Here is a 25,643-nt window from a genome sequence, read left to right as displayed (position 1 = left end):
AGCGTGCCGCCACGCATCGTAAGACAAGGAGTACACATGAGCGCGCTTTTTCTGGCTATTCCCCTGACCATTTTCGTGCTGTTTGTTCTGCCGATTTGGTTATGGCTGCACTACAGCAACCGTTCTTCACGTGGCGAACTTTCCCAGAGTGAACAACAGCGTCTCGTACAGCTGACCGAACAGGCGAATAAAATGCGCGAACGCATTCAGGCGCTGGAAGATATCCTCGATGCAGAACATCCAAACTGGAGGGACCGTTAATGGCCGGACTGAATCTGAACAAAAAATTGTGGCGCATTCCGCAGCAGGGAATGGTACGCGGCGTCTGTGCGGGACTGGCCCATTATCTTGATGTCCCGGTCAAACTGGTTCGCGTGGTAACGGTGCTGTCGATCTTCTTCGGTCTGGCGTTTATCACCCTGGTGGCGTACATCGTGCTGTCATTTGTACTCGACCCGATGCCGGAAGGTGAACTGGCCGCAGAAGGCGCACCGACCAGCAACGATCTCCTGAACGCGGTTGACGATCAACTCGCCGCTGGGGAGAAGCGGTTACGTGAGATGGAGCGCTATGTCACATCTGACACCTTCACGCTGAGAAGCCGTTTTCGTCAGCTTTAAGAGAGAATATACATGAAGCAAAACTGGCAACAGGCCGGTCAGAAGGTAAAACCCGGCCTGAAAATCGCAGGTAAACTGGTCCTGCTGACGGCATTACGTTTCGGCCCGGCAGGTGTGGCGGGTTGGGCGATAAAATCTGTTGCCCGCCCCGCAAGCCGGTAAGAATGTTGCTGGCTGTGGCGCTCGAACCTCTGCTGCAAAAAGTGGCAAAACGGCTTTCACGCCGCTACTTTCCCCAATAATTCCTGCGTACGTTAGCCTCTCTCGTTTTCGGGGCAGGCTAGCGATACTTCTTCGCTTTCCCTTTCTTTCTTTGCGGCAGCTCACAATACTGCGTTGAGCTGCTTTGCAATTGCGTTTTTCTGCGTCCCGGTCCGTTGACAGATATTTTTCATGGGAGTAGATTGCGTTCCGTGGGACCGCTACCATGGAAAATAAAATGCAGGCTAAAATTAAAGAAATCATTAATCTTGTTTACGGGGAATCATTTTCCGATACCCATTTTTCGGTGTTGCTGGAAAAGATTGATAACGCGATTTCTGTTATTACAGATAAGCGTAAGGTGGGGTGGGATGAAAAAGATGTTGTCCTGATTACGTATGCCGATCAGTTTTCGGCAGAAGGGGAGAAAGCCCTGCCGGTTTTCACACGGTTTTATAATAAGTGGCTCTCTCACTCCTTTTCACATGTTCATCTTTTACCTTTTTACCCGTGGTCTTCTGACGACGGTTTTTCTGTTATTGATTACCACGACGTTGCACCAGAAACAGGAACGTGGCAGGACATCGCCGAATTAAAACAATCAGCCAGTTTGATGTTTGATTTCGTCTGCAATCACATGTCGGCGCAAAGTCAATGGTTCGCGAATTACCTTAAGCAAATGCCGGGGTATAACGATTTCTTCATTTCTGTTGACCCTGAAACGGATCTGTCGGCCGTCACGCGACCGCGTGCTTTGCCCCTCCTCACGCCGTTTACGCTTCACGATGGCAGCGTACGCCACCTGTGGACCACCTTCAGCAGCGACCAGGTCGATCTCAATTTTGCCTCTCCTCAGGTCCTGATTGCGATGGTAGACGTGCTGCTGCACTACCTGACTGAAGGGGCGCGCTACATTCGTCTGGATGCCGTTGGGTTTATGTGGAAGATACCCGGAACGAGCTGTATCCATCTGGAACAAACCCATCAGCTTATCCAGCTTTTCCGTGCCATTACCGAGGCTGTCGCGCCGGGTACGGTGATAATCACTGAGACCAATGTCCCGCATAAAGACAACGTTGCCTATTTTGGTGATGGCAACAATGAAGCGCAGATGGTGTATCAGTTCTCCTTGCCGCCGCTTGTGCTGCATGCGGTACACCGTCAGGATGTCCGGGCGCTGTGTCAGTGGGCGTCGTCGTTGACGCTTCCTTCCACGAAAACCACCTGGTTTAACTTTTTGGCCTCGCATGACGGGATTGGCCTCAATCCGTTACGCGGAATTTTACCCGAGTCTGAGATCCTCTCGCTGGTTGAGAAACTTCAGGCCGAGGGGGCGCTGGTCAACTGGAAAAACAATCCGGATGGAACGCGAAGCCCGTATGAAATCAATGTCACTTATCTTGATGCGTTAAGCACAAGGGACTGCGATGATAATCACCGTATTGCCCGGTTTATTCTGGCTCATGCGGTACTCCTGAGTTTCCCCGGTGTGCCTGCCGTCTATATTCAAAGTATTCTTGGCTCGCGTAATGATTATGAGGGCGTGGAGCGCCTGGGATATAACCGTGCGATTAACCGCAAAAAATACCTCGCCGGTGCAATCGACAGTGAGCTTGAGAACGAAAATAGCCTGCGGCAGACAGTCTATTATAGATTGCGTGAATTAATCGCCCTGAGGCGTGCAGAAAAAGCATTCCACCCTGACAGTCAGGCTTGTTTTAGTACGGCAGGCGAGCATGTATTAAAAATAATGCGTATTGCGCAAAGTGGCGAAAAAGTTACCGCCTTATTTAATTTCAGCGATCGCGTTCAAACGCTTGAGTCGAATATTCCATCCGGCAGGGAATTGATCGCCGGGAAAGATATTACTGGTACGACTCTGACCCTTAATCCATGGCAGGTGTTGTGGATTAAAGAAAACTAAAAAAGGACCTTAAACATGAATATGCCCAAAATTGTGCTGATATCAGCACTGGTTTCGTGCGCCTTGTTGTCAGGCTGTAAGGATGACAAACCCTCTGCTGTCACCATTGAGTTTATGCACTCCTCAGTTGAACAGGAGCGTCAGGCGGTAATTACAAAACTGATTGAAAAATTCGAGAAAGAGAACCCGACGATTACGGTGAAACAGGTACCGGTAGAAGAGGATGCCTACAACACCAAAGTGATTACGTTGGCCCGCACCGGTGCGCTGCCCGAGGTCATTGAGGTCAGCCATGACTACGCAAAAGTCATGGATAAAGAGCAGCTGCTGGACCGGGATGCGATCAACGCCGCCATCAAAGCGGTGGGCGAAAACACCTTCTATGACGGAATTTTACGTGTCGTTCGCACGGAAGACGGCTCAGCCTGGACGGGGGTGCCAATCAGCGCCTGGCTGTCTGGCGTCTGGTATCACAAAGATGTGCTTGCTGCGGCGGGTATTGAGGAGCCGCATAACTGGGAACAGCTGCTGAAAGCCAGCCAACGCCTCAGCGATCCGGCTAAAAAACGCTATGGCATAGCGCTACCCACGGCAGAAAGCGTGATGACCGAGCAGGCGTTTTCTCAGTTTGCGCTTTCCGGTGGCGCGAACGTTTTTGACGCCAACGGGAAAATCAACATCGATACCCCGGAAATGGTGAACGCGCTGGCGTTCTATAAAGCACTGGCCGCGACCACCATGCCGGGCTCGAACGATGTCATGGAGATTAAAGATGCCTTTATGAATGGTTCGGCGCCGATGGCGGTGTATTCCACCTATATCCTGCCGGCGGTCTATAAAGACGGCAACCCAGCCAACCTGGGCTTTGTCGTTCCGACTGAAACGTCTTCAGCGGTCTACGGCATGGTCACATCGCTGACGATCACCTCCGGTCAAACAGAAGATGAAACCCAGGCTGCACAGAAGTTTGTCACCTGGATGGAGCAGGCACAGAACGCGTCTGACTGGGTGATGATGTCCCCGGGGGCCGCGCTACCGGTGAACAAACTGGTTGTCGGCACGGACTCCTGGAAAGACAACGAGGTCATTAAAGCGTTTGGTCAACTTCCCTACGAGCTTATCGCCCAGTTCCCGAATGTGCAGGTATTTGGCGCCGTGGGCGACAAAAACTTTACCCGCATGGGTGATGTAACAGGGTCCGGCATCATCAGTTCCATGGTGCATAACGTCACAGTGGGTCAACAAGATCTCAGTGCAACGTTAAGCAACAGCCAGAAGCGACTGACTGACCTGATTTCACAACGATAGGAGCGCTCTGCGGAAGGAAATTATGAAGACGTTGTTTTCTGGTCGTTCAGATATGCCTTTCGCCATGCTGCTGTTGGCCCCCAGCCTGATTTTGCTGGGGGGCCTGGTGGCCTGGCCGATGATTTCCAATATTGAAATCAGCTTTTTACGTTTGCCGCTTAACCCGCGCATTAGCGCCGTGTTTGTCGGGCTGGATAACTATGTTCGTATCCTCAGCGATGGCGCATTCTGGCACTCCCTGTGGATGACGTTCTGGTACACCGCCCTGGTGGTGATGGGCAGCACGGCGCTGGGGCTGGCCGTTGCCCTCTTTTTTAACCGGGAATTTCGCCTGCGGAAAACGGCGCGTTCACTGGTGATTTTGTCCTACGTCACACCATCCATCTCGCTGGTGTTTGCATGGAAATACATGTTCAACAACGGCTACGGCATTGTGAACTATCTGGGTGTCGATCTGTTGCACCTGTATGACCAGGCGCCGCTGTGGTTCGACAACCCGGGCAGCAGTTTTGTGCTGGTGGTGCTGTTCGCCATCTGGCGTTACTTCCCCTACGCGTTTATCTCGTTCCTCGCGATATTGCAGACCATCGATAAATCGCTGTACGAAGCCGCGGAAATGGATGGGGCAAATGCCTGGCAGCGTTTTCGTATCGTCACGCTGCCCGCCATTATGCCGGTGCTGGCCACGGTGATTACACTGCGAACCATCTGGATGTTCTATATGTTCGCTGATGTTTATCTCCTGACCACCAAGGTCGATATTTTGGGCGTCTATCTCTACAAGACCGCATTTGCCTTCAATGACCTCGGGAAAGCCGCTGCCATCTCCGTGGTGCTGTTCGTGATCATCTTCGCCGTCATTCTGCTGACCAGAAAAAGGGTAAACCTCAATGGCAACAAATAAACGCGTACTGGGCCGTCTCGGTTTTTATCTGGGGCTGGCGGTGTTTCTGATCATCACGCTGTTCCCGTTCTTTGTGATGTTAATGACCTCGCTTAAGAGCGCGAAAGAGGCGATATCGCTCCATCCGACCATCCTGCCGCAGGCGTGGACGCTGCAGCATTACATCGACATCTTTAATCCGCTGATCTTCCCGTTTGTGGACTACTTCAGAAACAGCATGGTGGTCTCGCTGACCTCGTCGGTAATTGCCGTTTTTCTCGGCACGCTGGGGGCTTACGCGTTATCCAAACTGCGTTTTAAAGGACGCACGACGATCAATGCGAGTTTTTACACCGTCTATATGTTCTCGGGGATTTTGCTGGTGGTGCCGCTGTTCAAAATCATCACCGCGCTGGGGATCTATGACACGGAGCTGGCGCTGATTATCACCATGGTGACCCAGACGCTGCCGACAGCCGTCTTTATGCTGCGCAGCTATTTCGACACCATTCCGGATGAAATAGAAGAAGCCGCGATGATGGACGGGCTTAACCGCCTGCAAATTATCTTCCGCATTACCGTTCCGCTGGCGATTTCCGGCCTCGTGTCGGTGTTCGTCTACTGCTTCATGGTGGCATGGAACGACTACCTGTTTGCATCCATTTTCCTGTCCAGCGCCAGCAATTTCACCTTGCCGGTTGGGCTGAACACGCTCTTTAGCACGCCAGATTATATCTGGGGTCGGATGATGGCGGCATCGCTGGTGACAGCGCTTCCGGTGGTCATCATGTACGCACTGTCTGAACGTTTTATCAAAAGTGGTTTGACCGCCGGTGGCGTTAAGGGCTGAGGCGGCCAGTTTTAACTAGGAGTCAGTCATGAAAAAGTTAGTTGCGACAGCGCCTCGTGTAGCGGCGCTGGTGGAATATGAAGATCGTCCTGTTGCCGTCCATGAAGTGAAAATTCGTGCGCGCTTCGGCGCGCCAAAACACGGCACCGAAGTGGTAGATTTCCGTGCGGCAAGTCCCTTCATTGATGAGGAGTTTAACGCGGAGTGGCAGATGTTTACCCCGCGTGAAGAGGGCGCGGCGCGGGGCATTGAGTTTGGTAAGTTCCAACTGGGCAACATGATCGTTGGCGACATTATCGAATGCGGCGATGACGTGACGGAGTACCAGACGGGCGACCGTGTCTGCTGCTATGGGCCGCTGCAGGAGACGGTCATCGTGAATGCCGTTAATAACTACAAGCTGCGCAAAATGCCGCAAGGGTCTTCCTGGAAAAATGCCGTCTGTTACGACCCTGCTCAGTTCGCCATGAGCGGTGTGCGTGATGCTAACGTGCGGGTGGGGGATTTTGTCGTTGTGGTCGGACTGGGTGCTATTGGGCAGATTGCGATTCAGCTGGCGAAAAAAGCCGGTGCATCCATCGTCATCGGTGTCGACCCTATCGAACATCGCTGCGAAATTGCCCGCCGTCACGGGGCTGATTACTGCCTCAGTCCGTTTGGCACCGATGTCGGTCTGGAGATTAAAAAACTGACCGGAAAGCAGGGCGCTGACGTGATTATCGAAACCAGCGGTTTTGCCGATGCATTGCAGTCTGCGCTGCGCGGGCTCGCCTACGGTGGAACAATCTCCTACGTGGCTTTCGCGAAACCGTTCGCAGAAGGGTTCAATCTGGGGCGTGAAGCCCACTTCAATAACGCGAAAATCGTTTTCTCGCGCGCCTGCAGCGAACCCAACCCGGATTACCCGCGCTGGAGCCGCAAGCGTATTGAAGAGACCTGCTGGGAACTGCTGATGAACGGTTATCTGAACTGCGAAGATCTGATTGACCCGGTTGTCACCTTTACCACCAGCGCTGAGAGCTACATGAAGTATGTCGATCAGCATCCGGAACTGAGCATCAAGATGGGCGTCACTTTTTAAGCTAAGGAGAGCATCAATGAAAATCGCAACGCAAAACCAGGCCTTTTTCCCGACTTCTATTCTGGAGAAATTCCAGTACATCAAAGCGATGGGTTTTGATGGCTATGAAATTGACGGCAAACTGCTGGTGGACAATCTCGATGAAGTGAAAGCCGCAATCACCGCCACGGGCCTGCCGGTGACCACCGCCTGCGGGGGATATGACGGCTGGATTGGTGACTTCATTGAAGAACGTCGTCTGAACGGATTAAAACAGATCGAACGCATCCTGGAAGCACTGGCTGAAGTGGGTGGAAAGGGAATTATTGTGCCCGCCGCCTGGGGAATGTTTACCTTCCGCTTGCCGCCGATGACCTCTCCACGCAGCCTGGCGGGTGATCGCGAAGCGGTGAGTGCTTCGCTGCGTTATCTGGATGAGGTGGCGGCGCGTACCGGGACCACCGTTTATCTTGAGCCGCTCAACCGCTACCAGGATCACATGATCAACACGCTCGCGGATGCGCGTCGCTATATCAAAGAGAACGCGCTCAGGCATGTGCAGATCATCGGCGATTTTTACCACATGAATATCGAAGAAGATTCGCTAACAGAGGCGCTGCATCGCAACCGGGATCTGCTGGGTCATGTGCATATCGCCGATAACCATCGCTATCAGCCTGGCAGCGGGACCCTGGATTTTGCCACGTTGTTCGGGCAGCTTCGTGCGGACAACTATCAGGGCTACGTGGTGTATGAGTGCCGTGTCCGCGCCGACGATCCGGCCCAGGCTTACCAGGATTCACTCACGTATCTGCGTGAATGCTAAGGATGACGAGCGTGATGAGTGCTTCAACACCTTCGCTTCTGCGCGTCGCCATTATTGGCGCCGGGCAGGTCGCGGACAAAGTGCATGCCTCGTATTACGCCACACGCAGTGATGTTCAAATGGTCGCTGTCATGGACAGCGGCCTTGAACAGGCACAGGCGTTTGCGGAACGTCATGCAATTCCTTCGGTCTGGCAGAATGCATCTGAAATGCTGCAGGCGGTAAAACCTGATGTGGTCAGCGTCTGCTCCCCAAACCGGTTCCATTTTGAACATGTCATGGCGGCACTGGAGGCCGGATGTCATGTGATGTGCGAAAAACCGCCTGCCATGACGCCGCAACAGGCTGACCAGATGCGCATGACGGCCCGTAAAGCGGGAAAAGTGCTGGCGTATGATTTCCACCATCGGTTTGCGCTCGACACGCAGCTGTTACGTGACGCTGTCACAAATGGGGCGTTAGGTGAGATCTACTTTACGTCGGCGCAGGCGCTGCGTCGTTGCGGCGTGCCGGGCTGGGGCGTCTTTACGAACAAATCGCTACAGGGTGGCGGACCGCTGATCGATATCGGTATTCATATGCTGGATGCCGCGATGTATGTGCTGGGTTTCCCGGCGGTAAAAAGGGTGACCGCCCACAGCTTCCAGAAGCTGGGGAACCGTAAAAACAGTGGACAGTTTGGCGAGTGGGATCCCGCCCGGTTTACCGTTGAAGATGCTTTGTTTGGCACAATTGAATTCTGCAATGGCGGCGTTCTGCGCCTGGATACGTCGTTTGCGTTGAATATCCGCGAGCAGTCGATCATGAATGTTTCATTCTGTGGGGAAAAGGCGGGGGCCACGCTCTTCCCGGCACACATTTACCACGATGAGGCGGGCGTTTTACAGACCCTCATGCAGCGTGATGAGGCAGACGACCAGCGTCACCTGCGCAGCATGGAGGCGTTTGTACGCCATGTGCTGGGAGAGCCGGTTATGATCGCAGATGCGGAACAGGGGCTGGTTATCCAGCAACTTGTTGCCGCGCTTTATGAATCGGCGGATACAGGGGAAAGCGTGACGTTATGCTGAATGTGTCTGTTTTAACCGAACCGGGCTTCTCTCCCCACAGTCTGAATAAATACGCCTCCATCATGGCTTGCGGCAATGGCTACATGGGCATTCGCGCGGCACACGAAGAGGATTACACCCAGCAAACCAGGGGCATGTATCTCGCCGGGCTTTATCATCGCGCAGGTCGCAATGAGACCACGGAGTTAATCAACCTGCCGGATATTACCGGTATTGAGGTTGAACTGGATGGTGTGAATTTTACCCTGCTTTCCGGGGCGCTTCTTGAGTGGCAGCGCGAGCTGGCGTTTGCCAATGGTGAACTGCGTCGCAGCGTGCTCTGGCGCTCGCCCGACGGGAAACGCTACCGCCTGGAGAGCCGTCGTTTCGTTTCTCTCGCTCAGCTGCCGTTAGTGGCAATGCAACTCGCCATCACTCCCCTTGATGGGCCCTCGCAGGTGGTGTTGAAAACCGGAATCGATGCGACGCAAACCAACAGCGGCAGGCAGCATCTGGATGAGATTTCAGTCCGGGTATTCGACCAGAACTGTATGCAGGGCGTGTATGAAACGCAGGACCGAGTCTCTGACGTCGTTATATCCGCGTTCTGCCGGCTTTCTGCGGGTAGCGAAAGCTGCTTTACCGCTAAAAATCGTCGCATCAGTGCGCATTACGACCTGAACGTTTCGCAGGGTGACACTGTCACGATTGAAAAGATCGTCTGGGTCGCCCACCGCAGTGACAAAGCCCTTTCGCAGGCGTCGTTTGCGCGTAACGCACTGGCCGAACTCAAGGTGTGCGCAGCACGAGGCTACGCATCGTTGCTGGAGAGCTCTGCCTGCGCCTGGGAAGACGTCTGGCGAGATGCGCGGGTGGCGGTAACGTCTGCGGAACCGCAGGATCAGCTCGCGCTGGATTATACCGTCTGGCATTTGACCGCCATGACGCCTGCCGACAATGAGCGCTGCAGTATCGCCGCGAAAGGATTGACCGGCGAAGGGTATAAAGGCCACGTCTTCTGGGATACCGAAATTTTCCTGCTGCCTTTCCATCTCTTTACGCGTCCGCAGGTCGCCCGCAGTCTGCTGCGTTATCGCTGGCTCAACCTGGCCGGAGCTCGTGAAAAAGCGCGTCGCAACGGCTGGCCTGGCGCACTTTTCCCCTGGGAGAGCGCCGCGAGCGGTCAGGAGGAAACGCCGGAATATGCAGCAATCAACATCCGCACGGGCACGCGCCAGAAAGTGGCCTCTGCGCTGGCAGAACATCACATTGTGGCGGACATTGCCTGGGCTGTCGTGGCCTACTGGCAGGCGACACATGATGACGCGTTTATGCGTAACGAAGGGCTGACGCTACTGATAGAGACGGCAACGTTCTGGATGGGGCGGGCGACGGAAGTCAATGATCGCCTGGAAATCCACGATGTGATCGGGCCGGATGAGTACACGGAGCACGTCAATAACAATGCCTACACCAACTATCTGGCCTGGCACAATGTCGCCTGTGCGCGCCAGTTTATGGCGATGTTCAATCGTGAAGATGCCGGCTTCATGGAGAATGCCAGCCGGTTTATGTCCCGTTTGTGGTTACCGCAAGCCAACGCAGAAGGGGTCCTTCCTCAGGATGACACCTTCATGGCGAAACCGGCAATCGATCTGAGCCGCTATAAGGCGAAAGCGGGTAAACAGACCATTCTGCTCGATTACTCCCGCGCGGAAGTGAACGAGATGCAGATTCTTAAACAGGCCGACGTGGTGATGCTCAACTACCTGCTGCCGGAACGGTTTACCCCACAGCAGTGTGCTGCCAACCTGGCGTACTACGAGCCGCGTACCATACACGACTCTTCGCTGAGCAAAGCGATTCATGGAATTGTTGCTGCCCGGTGTGGCGATACGGAAAGGGCCTACGCCTTCTGGCGCGAGGGTATCGCCATCGATCTGGGCGACGATCCGCACAGCTGCGATGACGGGATTCATGCTGCCGCCACCGGGGCTATCTGGTCCGGCGTTATTCAGGGATTTGCCGGCATGCAGATCGTCCAGGGGGAATTGCATCTTGCCCCGAAGTTGCCTGCCCACTGGCGAAAACTGGCTTTCCCGCTGCGATGGAGAAACGCGCGCATGCACTTCACGTTTGAAAATGATGTTTTAACGATTGAAACCACTGCACCGGTGACCTTAACGCTGTGGGGTAAAACCCTGTGCATAACGGATCGGCAGGTCTGTTCTTTCAGGGATTTTTTTACATCTACTTATGGGACCGCTACCACGGGAGCAAATCATGATGCCTGAGGCCGTTGTCTTTGATCTTGATGGTGTGATCACCGATACCGCGCATCTGCATTTTCTGGCCTGGCGTGCCGTGGCGCAGGAAATTGGCATCTCGTTCGACGTGGTGTTCAACGACGAGCTGAAAGGGATAAGCCGTATGGAATCGCTGCAGCGGATCCTGCGCCATGGCGGAAAAGAGGGGGAGTTTAACGACCAGCAGCGGCAGGCGCTCGCGGATAAAAAGAACGCGCGCTACGTCGGGTCTCTGGCGTCGTTGACGCAGGATTCTCTGCTTCCGGGCATCCGCGAGGTGCTGGCGGAAATTCGTGCGGCGAACGTCAAAATCGGGCTGGCCTCAGTGTCCCTTAACGCCCCCGGTATTTTGCAGGCGCTGGGCATTGAGAGGGCTTTTGATTTCTGCGCCGATGCCTCGCGCATTGCCCGCTCAAAACCGGACCCGGAGATCTTTCTTGCGGCCTGCGCCGGGCTGAACGTGCGCCCCGAGCAGGCTATTGGAATCGAAGATGCTGCAGCCGGCGTTGAGGCAATCAACGCGGCGGGAATGCTCTCGGTCGGGATTGGGCCTGGCCTGAACCATGCGGGATTACAACTTCATTCAACGCAGGAACTGACCTGGAAATGCCTGACGGATTTCTGGGCATGCCGAACGGTAATGATAAGGAATTAAAAATGGCTCAACTGTCTCTGAAACATATTCAGAAAATCTACGATAACCAGGTCCATGTGGTTAAGGATTTTAACCTCGAAATTGAGGACAAGGAGTTTATCGTCTTTGTGGGTCCCTCGGGGTGCGGTAAATCGACGACGCTTCGCATGATTGCCGGGCTGGAGGAGATCTCCGCCGGTGAGCTGGTGATTGACGGTGTCTGCATGAACGATGTGCCCGCCAAGTCCCGCGACATTGCGATGGTTTTCCAGAACTATGCGCTTTATCCGCACATGACGGTTTACGACAACATGGCGTTTGGCCTGAAGATGCAGAAAATTGCCCCCGCGGTCATTGAAGAGCGCGTGAACTGGGCGGCACAAATCCTGGGGTTGCGTGATTACCTCACGCGTAAACCTGGCGCATTGTCGGGTGGGCAACGTCAGCGCGTGGCGTTAGGACGGGCGATTGTGCGCGAAGCCGGCGTCTTTCTGATGGATGAACCGCTTTCTAACCTGGACGCCAAGCTGCGTGTGCAAATGCGTGCTGAAATCAGCAAGCTGCATCAGAAGCTCAACACCACAATGATTTACGTGACCCACGATCAGACGGAAGCGATGACGATGGCGACCCGGATTGTGATCCTCAAGGATGGCGTTATTCAGCAGGTGGGGGCACCTAAGCAGGTCTACAACGAACCGGCGAATATGTTTGTGGCGGGCTTCATCGGATCACCGGCAATGAATTTTATTCGGGGCGCGATAGACGATCGCTATTTCGTGACGGAAACGCTACGTCTGGAGATACCTGAAGACACGCTGGCGGCGGTGAATGCCGCCGGATATCAGCGTAAAGCCGTGGTCTTTGGGATCCGGCCGGAAGATATTCTGACGCTGCAAAGCCGTGGGGATGATATTGCGGCAAAAGTCAGCGTGGCCGAACTGACCGGGGCTGAGTTCATGCTCTATGCCACCGTGGGCGGGCATGAGCTGGTCGTTCGTGCAGGAGCGGTAAATGATTATGCGGCGGGGGATAATATCGGCATCCAGTTCGATATGAATAAATGCCATTTCTTCGACGCTGATACTGAAGTGGCTATTAGATAAGAAAGGCGTTCGCCGGAAATGCAAATTTCCGGTTTTTTTTGAGTTAATTATAAAGGGAACATTTAAATGAGTACTCTACTAAGAAGTGCTGCGCTCGTTCTGTGCGCAGGGGTTAGCTGCGCGCACGCAACGGAATCAGCAAAACACTGGGAATTTAATATCGGTGCCATGTATGAAATTGAAAACGTCGAAGGTCAGGGCGACGATAAAGATGGATTATATGAACCCTCTGTGTGGTTTAATGCCACATGGGATGCCTGGACCCTTTCGCTGGCAATGTATCAGGAAGGACCGGTTGATTACAGCAGCATGACCCGTGGGACCTATTTTGACCGCCCGGAATTTGAATTACGCTATCGCTTTATCGGCACCGATGATTTTACACTCGGGTTGACCGGCGGTTTCCGTAATTACGGTTATCACTTTAAAGATGAACACGGTGCCAAAGACGGTAGCGCAAATATGCAGCGTTACAAAATTCAGCCGGACTGGGATATTAAATTGTCCGACGAATGGCGTTTTGGTGGCTGGTTTGCCATGTATCAGTTTGCGAATGACCTGGAAAAAACCGGTTATGCCGACAGCCGTGTAGAAACGGAAACGGGTTTTACCTGGACCATTAATGAAACCTTCTCTGCAAAAGTGAACTATTATCTTGAGCGCGGTTTCAATATGGACAGTTCACGTAATAACGGCGAATTTTCAACGCAGGAAATTCGCGCGTATCTGCCTGTTTCATTAGGCCAGACGACGCTCACGCCATATACCCGTCTGGGGCTGGATCGCTGGTCGAACTGGGACTGGCAGGACGATCCCGATCGTGAAGGACACGATTTCAACCGACTGGGTTTACTGTACGCGTATGACTTCAACAATGGATTATCCATGACGCTGGAATACGCCTACGAATGGGAAAACCATGACGAAGGCGACAGCGACCGTTTCCACTACGCGGGTGTTGGCGTTAATTACGCGTTCTGACAGACCGGATGCCAGGGGCTTTCAGCCCCTGGTTTTAGCGAAGAGAGGGCGCTAACGTAAAATGGGTATCGACAAGCACTTTTTGTGGCGCAGGCTGACCGGCGATACGCCTGAAAAGAAGATTGCAGCTCTCTTCACCCAGCTTGCGGGTTGGGATATCAAAACCCCCGGGTGCTGGCGTTAAAATGAGGGAGAGCATCGGGTCACTGTATCCTGCAATCACCACCTGCTCGGGGATCCTCAGATCCAGAGTATCCGCCGCGCGATAAAGGCTGAGTAACTTCATGCTGTCGGTGGCAAATACCGCATCAGGTGGCGTGGCCGAGCAGAGCAATTCTGTGGCCGCGGCAAGCGCGCTTTCATGGGTATATCCGCCGTCGATGATCCACGCCGGGTTAATGGCGATGCCGTGCTTTTCAAGGCTGGATTTATAACCGGCAAGACGATCAATCGAAACATGATAATTGAGCGGCGCATGCAGACAGGCAATGTTACGTCGGCCATTTTTAATAAAGGTTTCTGTTAGCGTGGCGCTGTCGTGAAAATTATCCGTGTCGACCGAGTAAATATTCTGAAAATCACCTTCGACTTTCCCGATGACGACCACCGGTACGCCATAAGCATCCAGCGTTGTGAAAAAGGATTCATTTGCCGGTGAGCTCAGCATGATGATCCCTTTAATCATTTTTTGTTTTATTTTACTTTCGCATTTCAGCAGATCGTCTTCACTGCTTTTCGAGGTTTGCAAAATAACATCAAAACCTTCCTCTTCAGCTTTGGCTGTAATGGCATGCAGAACATCAGAGAAAAAAGGGTTGCCGGCGGTGGTTTTCGTCGAGCGTGTCGAAATAACCATAATGGCGTCGAAGCCAGAAGAGGTCAGGGCGCGGGCGAGTTTATTGGGTTGATAATTTAATTCGTCAATCGCCTTCAACACTTTTTCACGCGCTTCAGGAGAAATATTCGTTTGTTTATTCAGAACGCGGGAGACGGTTGATTTCGAAACGCCGGCAACCCGTGCGATATCATAGATGGTGGGTGACATACACCTTACTCACTCCTGACTAACAGCAATGTCGTTCATCTTACTGGAGAGAAAACGGCAATAGCAATAAATAAGAATTGATAATCAACGATCTGCCCCCATTTATTGTATTCTGAAGCAATGTATTTGAGGCTTCCGGGCAATGAAGGACGGCGATGAAGCGACTTAAGAACGAACTCAATTCACTGGTGAACCGTGGCGTTGACCGTCATCTGCGTCTGGCGGTGACGGGGCTGAGCCGCAGCGGCAAGACGGCGTTTATCACCGCGATGGTGAACCAGCTGCTTAACCTGCACAGTGGGGCGCGGCTGCCGCTGCTGAGCGCCGTGCGGGAAGAGCGCCTGCTGGGGGTTAAACGTGTGCCTCAGCGCGATTTTGGCATTCCCCGCTTTACCTATGATGAAGGGCTGGCTCAGCTTTATGGTGAACCGCCCACCTGGCCGACGCCGACGTGCGGGGTGAGTGAAATTCGCCTCGCGCTGCGTTTTCGCTCTAATGAATCCCTGATGCGCCACTTCAAGGACACCTCCACCCTGTATCTGGAAATTGTGGATTACCCCGGTGAGTGGTTGCTCGATTTACCTATGCTGGCACAGGACTATCTCAGCTGGTCACGGCAGATGACGGGGCTGTTGCAGGGCAACCGCGCCGAGTGGTCGACGAAATGGCGAAAACTGTGCGAAGGCCTGGATCCGCTGGCGCCTGCCGATGAAAACCGGCTGGCGGCGATTGCCGAGGCCTGGACGGAGTATCTGCATCAGTGTAAGCAGGAAGGGTTGCATTTCATCCAGCCGGGCCGTTTTGTGCTGCCGGGAGATTTGGCGGGCGCACCTGCGCTGCAGTTTTTCCCGTGGCCGGACGTGGATGGCATCGGGGAGTCAAAACTGGCCCAGGCGGACAAACACACTAACGCCGGAATGCTGCGCGAGCGTTACAATTACTACTGTGAAAAAGTGGTGAAAGGTTTTTATAAAAACCACTTTTTACGTTTTGATCGCCAGATTGTGCTGGTGGATTGCCTGCAACCGCTGAACAGCGGGCCGCAGGCCTTCAACGATATGCGCCTGGCGCTGACACAGTTAATGCAAAGTTTTCACTACGGGCAGCGCACGCTATTTCGCCGTCTCTTCTCACCCGTTATCGACAAGCTGCTGTTTGCGGCCACAAAAGCCGATCACGTGACGGTCGATCAGCATGCCAATATGGTGTCGCTGCTGCAGCAACTGGTGCAGGACGCCTGGCAGAATGCCGCGTTCGAAGGGATCAGCATGGATTGCCTCGGACTGGCTTCCGTACAGGCGACACAGAGTGGGTTGATTGACCTTAATGGCGAGAAAATACCGGCATTGCGCGGGAATCGTCTCAGCGATGGCGAACCGCTTACTGTCTATCCGGGCGAAGTGCCCGCCCGCCTTCCGGGGCCGGCCTTCTGGCAGAACCAGGGCTTCCAGTTTGAAGCCTTCCGCCCGCAGGTCATGACGGTCGATCAGCCGTTACCGCATATCCGTCTGGATGCGGCGCTGGAGTTTTTGATTGGAGATAAATTGCGATGACGGAACCGTTAAAACCGCGCATTGATTTTACCGGAACGCTTGAGCAAGAGCACCCGGAGGCGTTTAAAACTGCGCAGACGTTTAATGGCCCGCAGGCAGATAATTTTGCCCCGGCGCTGACCGAAGAGCTGCTTGTTGAAGAGGGGCCGGCTGAAGCGGTCGTGGAAGCCGCGCTACGCCCAAAACGCAGCCTGTGGCGAAAGATGGTGACTGCCGGGCTGGCGTTGTTTGGCGTCAGCGTGGTTGGGCAAGGCGTCCAGTGGGCAGTCAACGCCTGGCAAACCCAGGACTGGGTCGCGTTGGGCGGCTGCGCTGCCGGTGCTCTGATTGTGGGGGCGGGTGTCGGGTCTGTTGCGACCGAGTGGCGTCGCCTGTGGCGCCTGCGACAGCGCGCCCATGAGCGTGATGAAGCGCGGGATCTGCTCCACAGTCACGGAACCGGCAAAGGCCGCGCGTTTTGTGAAAAGCTGGCCAGTCAGGCGGGTATTGACCAGTCACACCCGGCGCTTCAGCGCTGGTATGCCGCTATCCATGAAACCCAGAACGATCGTGAAGTGGTGACGCTGTATTCCCACATGGTGCAGCCGGTGCTGGATGCCCAGGCGCGGCGCGAAATCAGCCGCTCTGCTGCGGAATCAACCCTGATGATTGCCGTCAGCCCGCTGGCGCTGGTGGATATGGCGTTTATCGCCTGGCGTAACCTGCGTCTGATTAACCGGATTGCTGCTTTATACGGTATTGAGCTGGGGTACTACAGCCGCCTTCGCTTGTTCCGTCTGGTATTGCTCAACATCGCCTTTACAGGAGCAAGCGAGCTGGTGCGGGAAGTGGGGATGGACTGGATGTCGCAGGATCTGGCGGCGCGTCTCTCTGCCCGTGCCGCGCAGGGTATTGGTGCCGGTTTGTTGACCGCCCGTCTGGGCATCAAAGCGATGGAAGTGTGCCGTCCACTGCCGTGGATTGATGGCGATAAGCCGCGATTGGGGGATTTCCGACGTGAGTTAATCGGTCAGCTCAAAGAGACGCTCAATAAAAAACCGGTTCAGTAGCCGGTTTGGTCATTAATCGTGCTGGCTGTCAATATTTGTTGACAGCCATCTTCCCGATCACCGTGTTCTGACATATCATTTTAATGTTATTGGCTTAAAACGGTGAATTTCCCATGCGTCTTGAAGTCTTCTGTGAAGACCGTCTCGGTCTGACCCGCGAATTACTCGATCTTCTTGTTTTACGTAGCATTGATTTACGTGGCATTGAGATCGATCCTGTCGGGCGAATTTACCTCAATTTTGCCGAAATTGAATTTAATACGTTCAGTAGCCTGATGGCAGAAATACGCCGTATCGCTGGCGTTACGGATGTACGCACCATCCCCTGGATGCCGTCGGAGCGTGAGCATCTGGCATTGAGCGCATTGCTTGAAGCCATGCCAGAGCCTTTCCTCTCCCTGGATTTAAAAAGTAAGGTTGAGCGTGTTAACCATGCCAGCTGCCAGCTGTTCGCGCAGAGTCAGGAAAAACTCAGCAACCACAACGCAGCACAGTTGATTCCCGGCTTTAACTTCCAGCGCTGGCTGGACAGCAACCCGCAGAACACCCACAGCGAGCATGTGGTTATCCACGGACAGAATTTCTTAATGGAGATAACGCCGGTCTATCTGAAAGGCGAGGCCGACACGCGCGTTCTGACCGGCGCCGTGATCATGCTGCGTTCTACCGTGCGCATGGGCCGTCAGCTGCAAAATATCTCCAGCCAGGATGTGGGGGCATTCAGCCAGATTATTGCCGTCAGCCCGAAAATGCGGCATGTGGTGGATCAGGCGCGCAAACTCGCGAGTCTGACCGCGCCACTGCTGATTACCGGCGATACCGGTACCGGGAAGGACCTGCTGGCGCATGCTGTGCATCTGGCCAGCCCGCGAGCGGCAAAACCGTATCTGGCCCTGAACTGCGCCTCGATTCCGGAAGATGCCGTCGAAAGCGAATTATTTGGTCACGCGCCGGAAGGTAAAAAAGGGTTCTTCGAGCAGGCTAACGGCGGTTCCGTGCTGCTGGACGAGATTGGTGAAATGTCGCCACGCATGCAGGCCAAGCTGCTGCGCTTCCTCAATGATGGCACGTTCCGCCGTGTAGGCGAGGATCACGAAGTTCATGTGGATGTGCGTGTGATTTGTGCGACGCAGAAAAACCTGGTCGAACTGGTGCAAAAAGGGGTATTCCGCGAGGATCTCTACTACCGCCTGAATGTCCTGACCCTGAATATCCCACCGCTGCGCGATTGCCCGCAGGATATCATGCCGCTGACCGAACTCTTTGTGGCGCGCTTTGCCGACGAGCAGGGGGTACCGCGTCCGAAGCTTTCAGCCGATCTCGGCACGGTGCTCATGCGCTACGGCTGGCCGGGCAACATTCGCCAGCTCAAGAACGCCGTTTACCGCGCGCTGACGCAGCTGGAAGGTTATGAACTGCGTCCGCAGGATATTCTGTTACCGGATTACGATGCCGGGACGGTGTCAGTAGGTGAAGAGGCGATGGAAGGTTCGCTGGATGACATTACCAGCCGTTTTGAGCGCTCCGTGCTGACGCAACTATACCGTAGCTATCCAAGCACCCGTAAGCTGGCAAAACGCCTTGGCGTTTCACACACGGCGATTGCCAATAAGTTGCGAGAGTATGGTTTGAATCAGAAGAAGGGTGACGAATAACGGTAAAAAGCCTCTGTAAAGAGGCTTTTTTTTACTTATTCTTTTGCGATAGGGGTGCTATTAATGTCGACCTTTGTCTCTCCCTGAATCGATGCAATTCGGTTCTCCACGTCTTTCACCTGTTGCGGGTTATGGAGCAGGGTATAGGTCAGATCAAACTGTGTGCTGGCTCCCGGTTGCAATTGCTTAACGCGTTTTTGTTCGCGCTCAATGGTGACCGGGTAAGCGTAGCTGGTACCCGGCTCAATACCGGTGACATAACCTTGCTTCAGGGTGTCGGTGTTTTTCCATAAGGTCAGCACCGGCAACTGGCGGGTATCAAACTGAATGGACGCCCCTTTATCACCGGCTTTATTCACCACGGCCGCGAGGGTTTCGTGGTTGTTATCCGCAAGCGGTTTGAGGTTAAACACCATCTCATCAAAGCCTTTCGTTGGCCCGGCATAGGTCTGCCAGTCGTTGACACCGGCTTTCGCGTAGTCATTGAATGGACTGACGCTCGCGACCGGGGCAAGGAAGCGCGCGCCTTCTTCGAGGATCGGGGTACCAAAGTTGCTGTGGTAGATGATTTGATAATCATGCGGGTAATCGGCATGGTTTGTCAGGACATCGTGCAAACTGAACTGGTTGGTTCCTGGGACGTAGCGCAGTTCGGTCATGGTCTGCAAATCTGCTTTTTTGAACGTGCTCTCTTTAATCAAACCGCGAATTCGAATTTCATGGGGGGCGGCGTCAGCTACCTCCACTTCAACCTGCGATACAGGCGTGTTGCCCGCCTTGCCGTGAAGCGTATAGATTTGGCCGTCAGCCGTGACCGGGTGGCCCGTCCACTCATAGCCACAGCGCACCATCATCTCGTTGAAACCTTCCAGCCAGCCAAGCCCGTTGCGACTTTCCAGATTAATATATGCCGGGTTCACGACCTCTTTTACCGGGGAATCCCAGCCCATTCTGGTGCCGAAGCCTTCCACATGGAGCAGGTTCATGCCGCGAGAGGGGCTTAAGGTAATGGTCAGGCCACTTTTACTGCTGATAACAAGGATTTTGCTGCCTTCCTGTTTCCCGCCGTGCAACACTTTTTGTTCAATGCTGAACGCCTGCTCTTTTACCTTCAGCTCATCGCTCGTTATTTTCCAGTTTCCTTTCTCCACGCCGCTTTCAGCGCTTGTCAGCACCCAGGTTTTCGCCGCAGCATGACCCGAAATCAAAGCCGCAAGGAGCGTAATAGCCAGTTTAATTTTCATATCCTTTCCTTTTTGCTGAAACGATTATTTGCTTTCGTCAGCAAATCTAATGTTTTGACCTGAAGGGAAATGTGATGTGCTTCACTGGGGAAGAAAATATGAATATTTAAGGTCTAATATGAGAATAAGATCGCAATTAAGTTAACTTCAATACAATTAATTGCACAGTAAATGTGAACGGTGAAGGTTTTAGCTTTAACGATTCAGCTTAAAGGGAATAAAAAACCCCGCCAGTGCGAGGTTTGTCATGTGTCGTCTTCCAGAGCCTGCAAAGAGAAATAAACCCTGTTATTTCATTAGATTGCTAAGCTATATAGAATGCTAAGCATTCATTATGCTTTCAACACGTCCAGCGCGGCAGTGTAATCCGGCTCGGTGGTGATTTCGTTAACCAGTTCGCTGAAGACGACGTTGTCATTTTCATCGATAACCAGTACAGCGCGCGCTGCCAGGCCTTTCAGTGGGCCTTCCGCGATGCTCACGCCGTAGTTTTCCAGGAAATCCGGGCTGCGCAGGGTGGAGAGGGTAATGACGTTGCTCAGACCTTCAGCACCGCAGAAACGGGACTGGGCGAACGGCAGGTCGGCAGAAATACACAGCACAACGGTGTTATCCATTTCCGTCGCCAGCTGGTTGAATTTGCGCACGGATGCAGCACAGACGCCGGTGTCGATGCTTGGGAAAATGTTCAGGACTTTGCGTTTGCCAGCAAACTGAGACAGTGTGACGTCAGACAGATCTTTAGCCACCAGAGTAAAAGCCTGTGCTTTGCTGCCAGCCTGTGGAATGGAACCTGCAACAGTAACCGGGTTGCCCTGGAAATGAACGAGTTGTGACATAGATATCTTCCTGTTTACATATAGTTAACGTCGGGGCTAGTGTATGCCATCAGCGGATAACACGGCAAACCAATTTTTTCGCCTTTCCGGGCCGCAAGGAGTCAGTGATGAGAAGCGTTAAGGTCTATGAAGAAGCCTGGCCATTGCATACCCCGTTTGTGATCTCCCGCGGCAGTCGAAGCGAAGCCAGTGTGGTCGTGGTGGAGATAGAAGAGGACGGCATTAAGGGCGTCGGCGAATGCACGCCGTACCCGCGCTATGGCGAAAGTCTGGCGTCGGTGATGGCACTTATCATGACGCTCGTTCCCGATCTGGAAAAAGGGCTCACCCGCGAGGCGCTACAGCAGCGTATACCCGCCGGCGCGGCGCGTAATGCGATTGACTGCGCACTCTGGAGCCTGGAGGCTGCCAAACAGCAAACCTCGCTGACGACGCTGCTAGGCGTCACGTTGCCGACATCGGTTGTCACGGCGCAAACGGTGGTGATTGGCGAGCCTGAACACATGGCCGCCAGCGCAAAAGCACTCTTTGATGCGGGGGCGACGCTGTTAAAGGTGAAGCTTGACGATCGTCTGATCAGCGAGCGTATGGTCGCTATCCGCTCGGCAGTCCCGACAGCCACGTTAATTGTGGATGCGAATGAGTCATGGCATCCCGAAGGCCTTGCCGCACGATGTCAGCTGCTGGCCGACCTGGGCGTAGCCATGCTGGAACAGCCTCTGCCGGCACAGGATGATGCGGCGCTGAAGAATTTTATCCACCCGCTGCCTATCTGCGCGGATGAAAGCTGCCATACGCGCGATAGCCTGGTTGAACTGCAGGGTCGTTACGAGATGGTCAATATCAAGCTCGACAAGACCGGCGGGCTGACAGAGGCGCTGGCGCTGGCAGAACAGGCGCAGGCTCAGGGGTTTTCAATCATGCTGGGATGTATGCTGTGTACATCCCGGGCGATCAACGCGGCGCTGCCGCTGGTAAATCATGTCAGTTTTGCCGATCTTGATGGCCCGACATGGCTGGCGGTTGACGTTTCACCGGCACTGACGTTTACCAGCGGCGTCCTTCATTTTTGAGGTTGCCAGCGCAGAAGCTCCACCATGGCTTTTAAATATTTTTCGCTAGCTTCATCTGACGATATCGGCGGGAATTCCGCGGTGATGCAAGGTAATCCCAGGTCGGCACACCAGCTGCCGAATGAGCCAGGGGTTTCATAGCCCACGCTGGAGACAAGCGGCAGGGCGAAAGCATTCGCCAGCCATTCGCCCAGCTCGGTGTGCCGCGGATCTTCGATGCAGGCCAGCGGATCGTGAAAGGTGACAACCCAGGCCGGGTGGATCTTATGGATTAACTGGCACAGCGCCTGTGTTTCCGGCTCCGAGCCCGGCGTGTCGCCGGTCAGTAAGACAACGTCACGCTCTTCGGCGGAGCTGTTCCAGCGATAAACCGTTTCACCGGCGCGCCAGTTTGCTGCAGGGAAATTACGGTTTAAATCGATTCCCCGCGCATTGGCGCGTAATCCAAGCTGACACCCATCCGGGTTGACGGCCAGAATCACGTGATGACGTCGTAAGCTGGGCGTCAACGTGCGCAGCGCGCACGAGAGCGTGACGACAGACGAGTTCTCGTCGCCGTGCGTGCCGGCAATGATTAAGCCGCTGTTGCGATCGGCATCGGGGGCCGGAAACCAAATCAGCGATGCGCCTAAAAATGAACGGCCATACTGCTCTGCACCTGGCGGGAAGGCGCCGCGTTCCGCTCTGGGTCGGGTGATTGCCATAGGAAATCCTGATAAAGAAGTCTCTACTGGCAGTGTTGTGCAAAACTCGCGGTTAATCAAATAGTTTCCGTATGGCGGGAAAATTGCCGGATATCAACTTTCCGGAGGAAGGTATTTGCAATTCTCATTGTCGAAACAAATAATTACGCATCTGCTTATTACCTGAATTCATAAAAGGGGATCTTATGAAGCATCCTGTTTCGCGTCTCTGTGCTGCACTGTTGCTGTGCGGACTCTCTACACTCTCGTACGCCGCTGATGTGCCACAGGGCACGGTACTGGCGCAAAAACAGGAGCTGGTCAGACACATTAAAGATGAGCCGGCTTCCCTTGATCCGGCAAAAGCCGTGGGATTACCCGAGATACAGGTCATTCGCGACCTTTTTGAAGGGCTGGTTAATCAGAATGAGAAAGGTGAACTGACCCCAGGCGTGGCGACGCGCTGGCAGAGTAATGATAACCGTATCTGGACCTTCTCCTTACGTGATAACGCGAAATGGTCTGACGGTTCTCCAGTTACCGCTCAGGATTTTGTCTACAGCTGGCAGCGTCTGGTTGATCCGAAAACCACGTCTCCGTTTGCCTGGTTTGCGGCGCTGGCGGGTATCCATAACGCACAGGCGATAATTGATGGTAAAGCCGCGCCAGATACGCTGGGCGTGACGGCCGTAGATGCAAAAACCTTACGTGTGCAGCTGGATAAACCGCTGCCGTGGTTTAGCAATCTGACGGCAAACTTTGCCTTCTATCCGGTGCAAAAGGCCAATGTGGAGAGCGGCAAAGAGTGGACGCGTCCGGGGGCTCTGGTCGGAAATGGCGCCTACGTTCTGAAAGATCGCGTGGTGAATGAAAAACTGGTTGTGGTGCCGAATACACACTACTGGGATAACGCCAAAACCGTCCTGCAAAAAGTGACGTTCATACCGATTAACCAGGAATCCTCGGCCACTAAACGCTATCTGGCGGATGATATTGATATCACCGAATCGTTCCCGAAAAACATGTATCAGAAGCTGCTCAAGGACATTCCGGGACAGGTGTATACACCGCCTCAGCTGGGCACCTATTACTATGCGTTTAATACGCAAAAAGGACCCACGGCCGATGCCCGTGTACGCCTCGCCCTGAGCATGACCATCGATCGCCGCATCATGGCGGACAAAGTGTTAGGAACCGGTGAGAAGCCCGCCTGGCATTTCACGCCAGACGTGACGGCAGGGTTTACGCCAGAAACCTCGCCGTTTGAGCAAATGTCACAGCAGGAACTTAATGCCCAGGCGAAAACGCTGCTTCAGGCCGCGGGCTATGGCCCTCAGCGCCCGCTGAAGCTGAACCTGTTGTACAACACGTCAGAAAACCATCAGAAAATCGCGATTGCGGTGGCCTCGATGTGGAAGAAAAACCTCGGCGTTGACGTCAAACTGCAGAACCAGGAGTGGAAAACCTACATCGATAGCCGTAATACCGGTAATTTCGATGTGATCCGCGCGTCATGGGTCGGGGATTACAATGAGCCATCGACCTTCCTGTCGTTATTGACCTCAACCCACAGCGGCAATATTTCGCGTTTCAACGATCCGGCGTACGATAAAATTATCCATCAGGCGACGCTCGAAAACACGGCGAAAGCCCGTAACGCAGACTACAACATGGCGGAGAAAATCCTCACGGAAAAAGCGCCAATCGCACCTATTTACCAGTACACCAACGGCCGCCTGATCAAACCATGGGTGAAAGGTTACCCCATTAATAACCCGGAAGACGTGGCTTATAGCCGGACGATGTATATTGAGAAACACTGACGAGCCGGGAACCGCCGGTCTTCGTTGTGAACGTTAAATTAAGAGCTGGCGCATTTGCGCCAGTTTTTCTTTATTGAACGAGGGATGTTTGTTCCGTGAGTCAAAGGGGAGGTAAATGATGACGGATGAAAAGAAAGAGAAAGCGTCTTTCCCGGCAGGGTTAGGGATTATGGATAAAATCTGGGAATGGCAATGGATTATCCGCTTCATCTATATTGTCCTTTTCGCCGATCTGGCGCTGCTGGTATACAGCGGGCAAGGAATGTTGACCTGGCCTGTTCAGACACTTAACTGGACCGAACATCTGGGATTTTTCTGCGTGGCGCTCGCCGGCTTAGGTTTAATTGCCACCACCCTGATGCCTTTTATAGCCAATATCGTCAGGCTATTACTCAATGAGTTCATCTACAGCGGAATCTTCCCGGATTTCTTGCGCGCGCAGAGTGATTATCAGAAGAGGTCGGGTGAAGTTCCTTCAGGCGAAGTACTTGATTTAGCGTTGAAGGAAAACAACCAGTTCCTGCTGAATTATTATGAAAAACATAATGCAAACTGGCGCACGAAATTTCATGAACGATTTAAAGTCGGGGATTTACTCTTTGGGATCCTCTTTTTCATGATGCTTGATGACCATCCGCAGTGGTTTAGCGACGCGCAGCATTCGCTGGTCATCGATCTGTTCAGCCACGGCGGTGAAAGCGGAACCGTTCTCTTTTATACCGTACTTATACTCATCTTTAGTACGCTGATGAGTCTCTGGTTTGGTAAATGGGACTGGGGGAACATCTACTATCCGCCACTGTATCGTGAAAAAGAGGAAGCCCGCAGAAAAGCGCGTGAGCGGGAAGCGCAGTGGGAGCGGCAGGATCGCTAAATCGCCGGGGGACACATTATTCCCAGCGGATTTCTCCCGCCAGGCGCTACTGGCGGG

At 53.7% G+C, this 25,643-nt stretch carries 23 protein-coding genes and 1 pseudogene; 20 read left to right on the top strand and 4 right to left on the bottom strand.

Annotated elements, in window-relative coordinates:
- Positions 1 to 36 precede the first annotated feature (36 nt).
- The 14 genes and pseudogenes from pspB (at position 37) to BH714_RS08140 (ending at position 13,748) form a co-directional block, all read left to right on the top strand.
- Positions 37 to 261, top strand: coding sequence for an envelope stress response membrane protein PspB (gene pspB, locus BH714_RS08205; protein WP_025204011.1), 225 nt, complete (start codon positions 37 to 39; stop codon positions 259 to 261).
- Positions 261 to 620: an envelope stress response membrane protein PspC gene (gene pspC, locus BH714_RS08200; protein ID WP_014170343.1), complete on the top strand. Its 360-nt coding sequence runs from the start codon at positions 261 to 263 to the stop codon at positions 618 to 620. The genes pspB and pspC overlap by 1 nt, the downstream gene beginning before the upstream one ends.
- A gap of 12 nt (positions 621 to 632) precedes the next feature.
- Positions 633 to 862 (top strand): annotated as a pseudogene (pspD, locus tag BH714_RS08195) (phage shock protein PspD).
- A 185-nt stretch (positions 863 to 1,047) separates the two neighbouring features.
- On the top strand, positions 1,048 to 2,745 hold the full coding sequence (locus BH714_RS08190) for a sugar phosphorylase (RefSeq protein WP_040017636.1): 1,698 nt from the start codon (positions 1,048 to 1,050) through the stop codon (positions 2,743 to 2,745).
- 15 nt (positions 2,746 to 2,760) lie between these two features.
- Positions 2,761 to 4,053, top strand: coding sequence for an ABC transporter substrate-binding protein (locus tag BH714_RS08185; RefSeq protein ID WP_040017634.1), 1,293 nt, complete (start codon positions 2,761 to 2,763; stop codon positions 4,051 to 4,053).
- Between the two features lie 22 nt (positions 4,054 to 4,075).
- The gene (locus BH714_RS08180; RefSeq protein WP_025204014.1) at positions 4,076 to 4,957 is read left to right on the top strand and encodes a carbohydrate ABC transporter permease; all 882 of its coding nucleotides are present in this window, start codon (positions 4,076 to 4,078) and stop codon (positions 4,955 to 4,957) included.
- Positions 4,944 to 5,786, top strand: a complete 843-nt coding sequence (locus BH714_RS08175; protein WP_025204015.1) for a carbohydrate ABC transporter permease — start codon at positions 4,944 to 4,946, stop codon at positions 5,784 to 5,786. Before BH714_RS08180 ends, BH714_RS08175 begins: the two co-directional genes overlap by 14 nt.
- A gap of 28 nt (positions 5,787 to 5,814) precedes the next feature.
- The gene (locus BH714_RS08170; RefSeq protein ID WP_032678279.1) at positions 5,815 to 6,867 is read left to right on the top strand and encodes a zinc-dependent alcohol dehydrogenase; all 1,053 of its coding nucleotides are present in this window, start codon (positions 5,815 to 5,817) and stop codon (positions 6,865 to 6,867) included.
- Positions 6,868 to 6,883: 16 nt separating this feature from the next.
- Positions 6,884 to 7,672, top strand: a complete 789-nt coding sequence (locus tag BH714_RS08165) for a sugar phosphate isomerase/epimerase family protein (protein WP_040017633.1) — start codon at positions 6,884 to 6,886, stop codon at positions 7,670 to 7,672.
- Between the two features lie 11 nt (positions 7,673 to 7,683).
- Positions 7,684 to 8,742 (top strand): Gfo/Idh/MocA family protein, encoded by a 1,059-nt coding sequence (locus tag BH714_RS08160; protein WP_088202975.1) that lies wholly within the window; start codon positions 7,684 to 7,686, stop codon positions 8,740 to 8,742.
- Complete coding sequence (locus tag BH714_RS08155) at positions 8,736 to 11,015, top strand: glycoside hydrolase family 65 protein (protein WP_040017632.1); 2,280 nt, start codon at positions 8,736 to 8,738, stop codon at positions 11,013 to 11,015. Before BH714_RS08160 ends, BH714_RS08155 begins: the two co-directional genes overlap by 7 nt.
- On the top strand, positions 11,005 to 11,682 hold the full coding sequence (gene pgmB, locus BH714_RS08150; protein WP_040017631.1) for a beta-phosphoglucomutase: 678 nt from the start codon (positions 11,005 to 11,007) through the stop codon (positions 11,680 to 11,682). The genes BH714_RS08155 and pgmB overlap by 11 nt, the downstream gene beginning before the upstream one ends.
- A 2-nt stretch (positions 11,683 to 11,684) precedes the next feature.
- Complete coding sequence (locus BH714_RS08145) at positions 11,685 to 12,767, top strand: ABC transporter ATP-binding protein (RefSeq protein ID WP_032669771.1); 1,083 nt, start codon at positions 11,685 to 11,687, stop codon at positions 12,765 to 12,767.
- Positions 12,768 to 12,833: 66 nt separating this feature from the next.
- Positions 12,834 to 13,748 carry an OmpG family monomeric porin gene (locus tag BH714_RS08140; protein ID WP_040017630.1) on the top strand — a complete coding sequence of 305 codons (915 nt, stop codon included), beginning with the start codon at positions 12,834 to 12,836 and terminating at the stop codon, positions 13,746 to 13,748.
- Between the two features lie 34 nt (positions 13,749 to 13,782).
- On the opposite strand, the gene BH714_RS08135 is transcribed toward BH714_RS08140, so the two are convergent.
- Complete coding sequence (locus tag BH714_RS08135; protein ID WP_040017629.1) at positions 13,783 to 14,793, bottom strand: LacI family DNA-binding transcriptional regulator; 1,011 nt, start codon at positions 14,791 to 14,793, stop codon at positions 13,783 to 13,785.
- Positions 14,794 to 14,948: 155 nt separating this feature from the next.
- Between BH714_RS08135 and BH714_RS08130 the strand changes: the two genes are divergently transcribed.
- The 3 genes from BH714_RS08130 (at position 14,949) to tyrR (ending at position 19,050) form a co-directional block, all read left to right on the top strand.
- Positions 14,949 to 16,346, top strand: coding sequence for a YcjX family GTP-binding protein (locus BH714_RS08130; protein ID WP_040017627.1), 1,398 nt, complete (start codon positions 14,949 to 14,951; stop codon positions 16,344 to 16,346).
- A complete protein-coding gene (locus tag BH714_RS08125; protein WP_040017626.1) occupies positions 16,343 to 17,395 on the top strand; it encodes a YcjF family protein in 1,053 nt (350 codons plus the stop codon). Before BH714_RS08130 ends, BH714_RS08125 begins: the two co-directional genes overlap by 4 nt.
- 113 nt (positions 17,396 to 17,508) lie before the next feature.
- Entirely contained in the window at positions 17,509 to 19,050 is a 1,542-nt protein-coding gene (gene tyrR, locus BH714_RS08120; protein ID WP_014170325.1) for a transcriptional regulator TyrR, read from the top strand.
- Between the two features lie 35 nt (positions 19,051 to 19,085).
- Here tyrR and BH714_RS08115 read toward each other — a convergent pair whose 3' ends face one another.
- Together BH714_RS08115 and tpx are read right to left on the bottom strand one after the other, a co-directional pair.
- A complete protein-coding gene (locus BH714_RS08115; RefSeq protein WP_040017624.1) occupies positions 19,086 to 20,294 on the bottom strand; it encodes an aldose 1-epimerase family protein in 1,209 nt (402 codons plus the stop codon).
- Positions 20,295 to 20,626: 332 nt separating this feature from the next.
- Positions 20,627 to 21,133: a thiol peroxidase gene (gene tpx, locus BH714_RS08110; protein WP_020882472.1), complete on the bottom strand. Its 507-nt coding sequence runs from the start codon at positions 21,131 to 21,133 to the stop codon at positions 20,627 to 20,629.
- Between the two features lie 107 nt (positions 21,134 to 21,240).
- On the opposite strand from tpx, the gene ycjG reads away from it, so the two are divergent.
- Positions 21,241 to 22,206 carry an L-Ala-D/L-Glu epimerase gene (gene ycjG / locus BH714_RS08105; RefSeq protein ID WP_032678269.1) on the top strand — a complete coding sequence of 322 codons (966 nt, stop codon included), beginning with the start codon at positions 21,241 to 21,243 and terminating at the stop codon, positions 22,204 to 22,206.
- Here ycjG and mpaA read toward each other — a convergent pair.
- On the bottom strand, positions 22,197 to 22,910 hold the full coding sequence (gene mpaA / locus BH714_RS08100; protein ID WP_020882474.1) for a murein tripeptide amidase MpaA: 714 nt from the start codon (positions 22,908 to 22,910) through the stop codon (positions 22,197 to 22,199). The two genes, ycjG and mpaA, sit on opposite strands and share 10 nt — an antisense overlap.
- A 185-nt stretch (positions 22,911 to 23,095) precedes the next feature.
- Here mpaA and BH714_RS08095 point away from each other — a divergent pair, with 185 nt between their 5' ends.
- Positions 23,096 to 24,712: a peptide ABC transporter substrate-binding protein gene (locus BH714_RS08095; RefSeq protein ID WP_040017622.1), complete on the top strand. Its 1,617-nt coding sequence runs from the start codon at positions 23,096 to 23,098 to the stop codon at positions 24,710 to 24,712.
- 115 nt (positions 24,713 to 24,827) lie between these two features.
- Complete coding sequence (locus BH714_RS08090; RefSeq protein WP_040017621.1) at positions 24,828 to 25,586, top strand: hypothetical protein; 759 nt, start codon at positions 24,828 to 24,830, stop codon at positions 25,584 to 25,586.
- The last annotated feature ends 57 nt before the right edge of the window (positions 25,587 to 25,643 follow it).

Origin of the sequence: Enterobacter ludwigii (assembly GCF_001750725.1) — a bacterium.
GTDB classification, from domain to species: domain Bacteria; phylum Pseudomonadota; class Gammaproteobacteria; order Enterobacterales; family Enterobacteriaceae; genus Enterobacter; species Enterobacter ludwigii.
The sequence above is the reverse complement of the archived record's forward strand: the minus strand, read 5'-3'. Positions and strand labels throughout refer to the sequence as shown.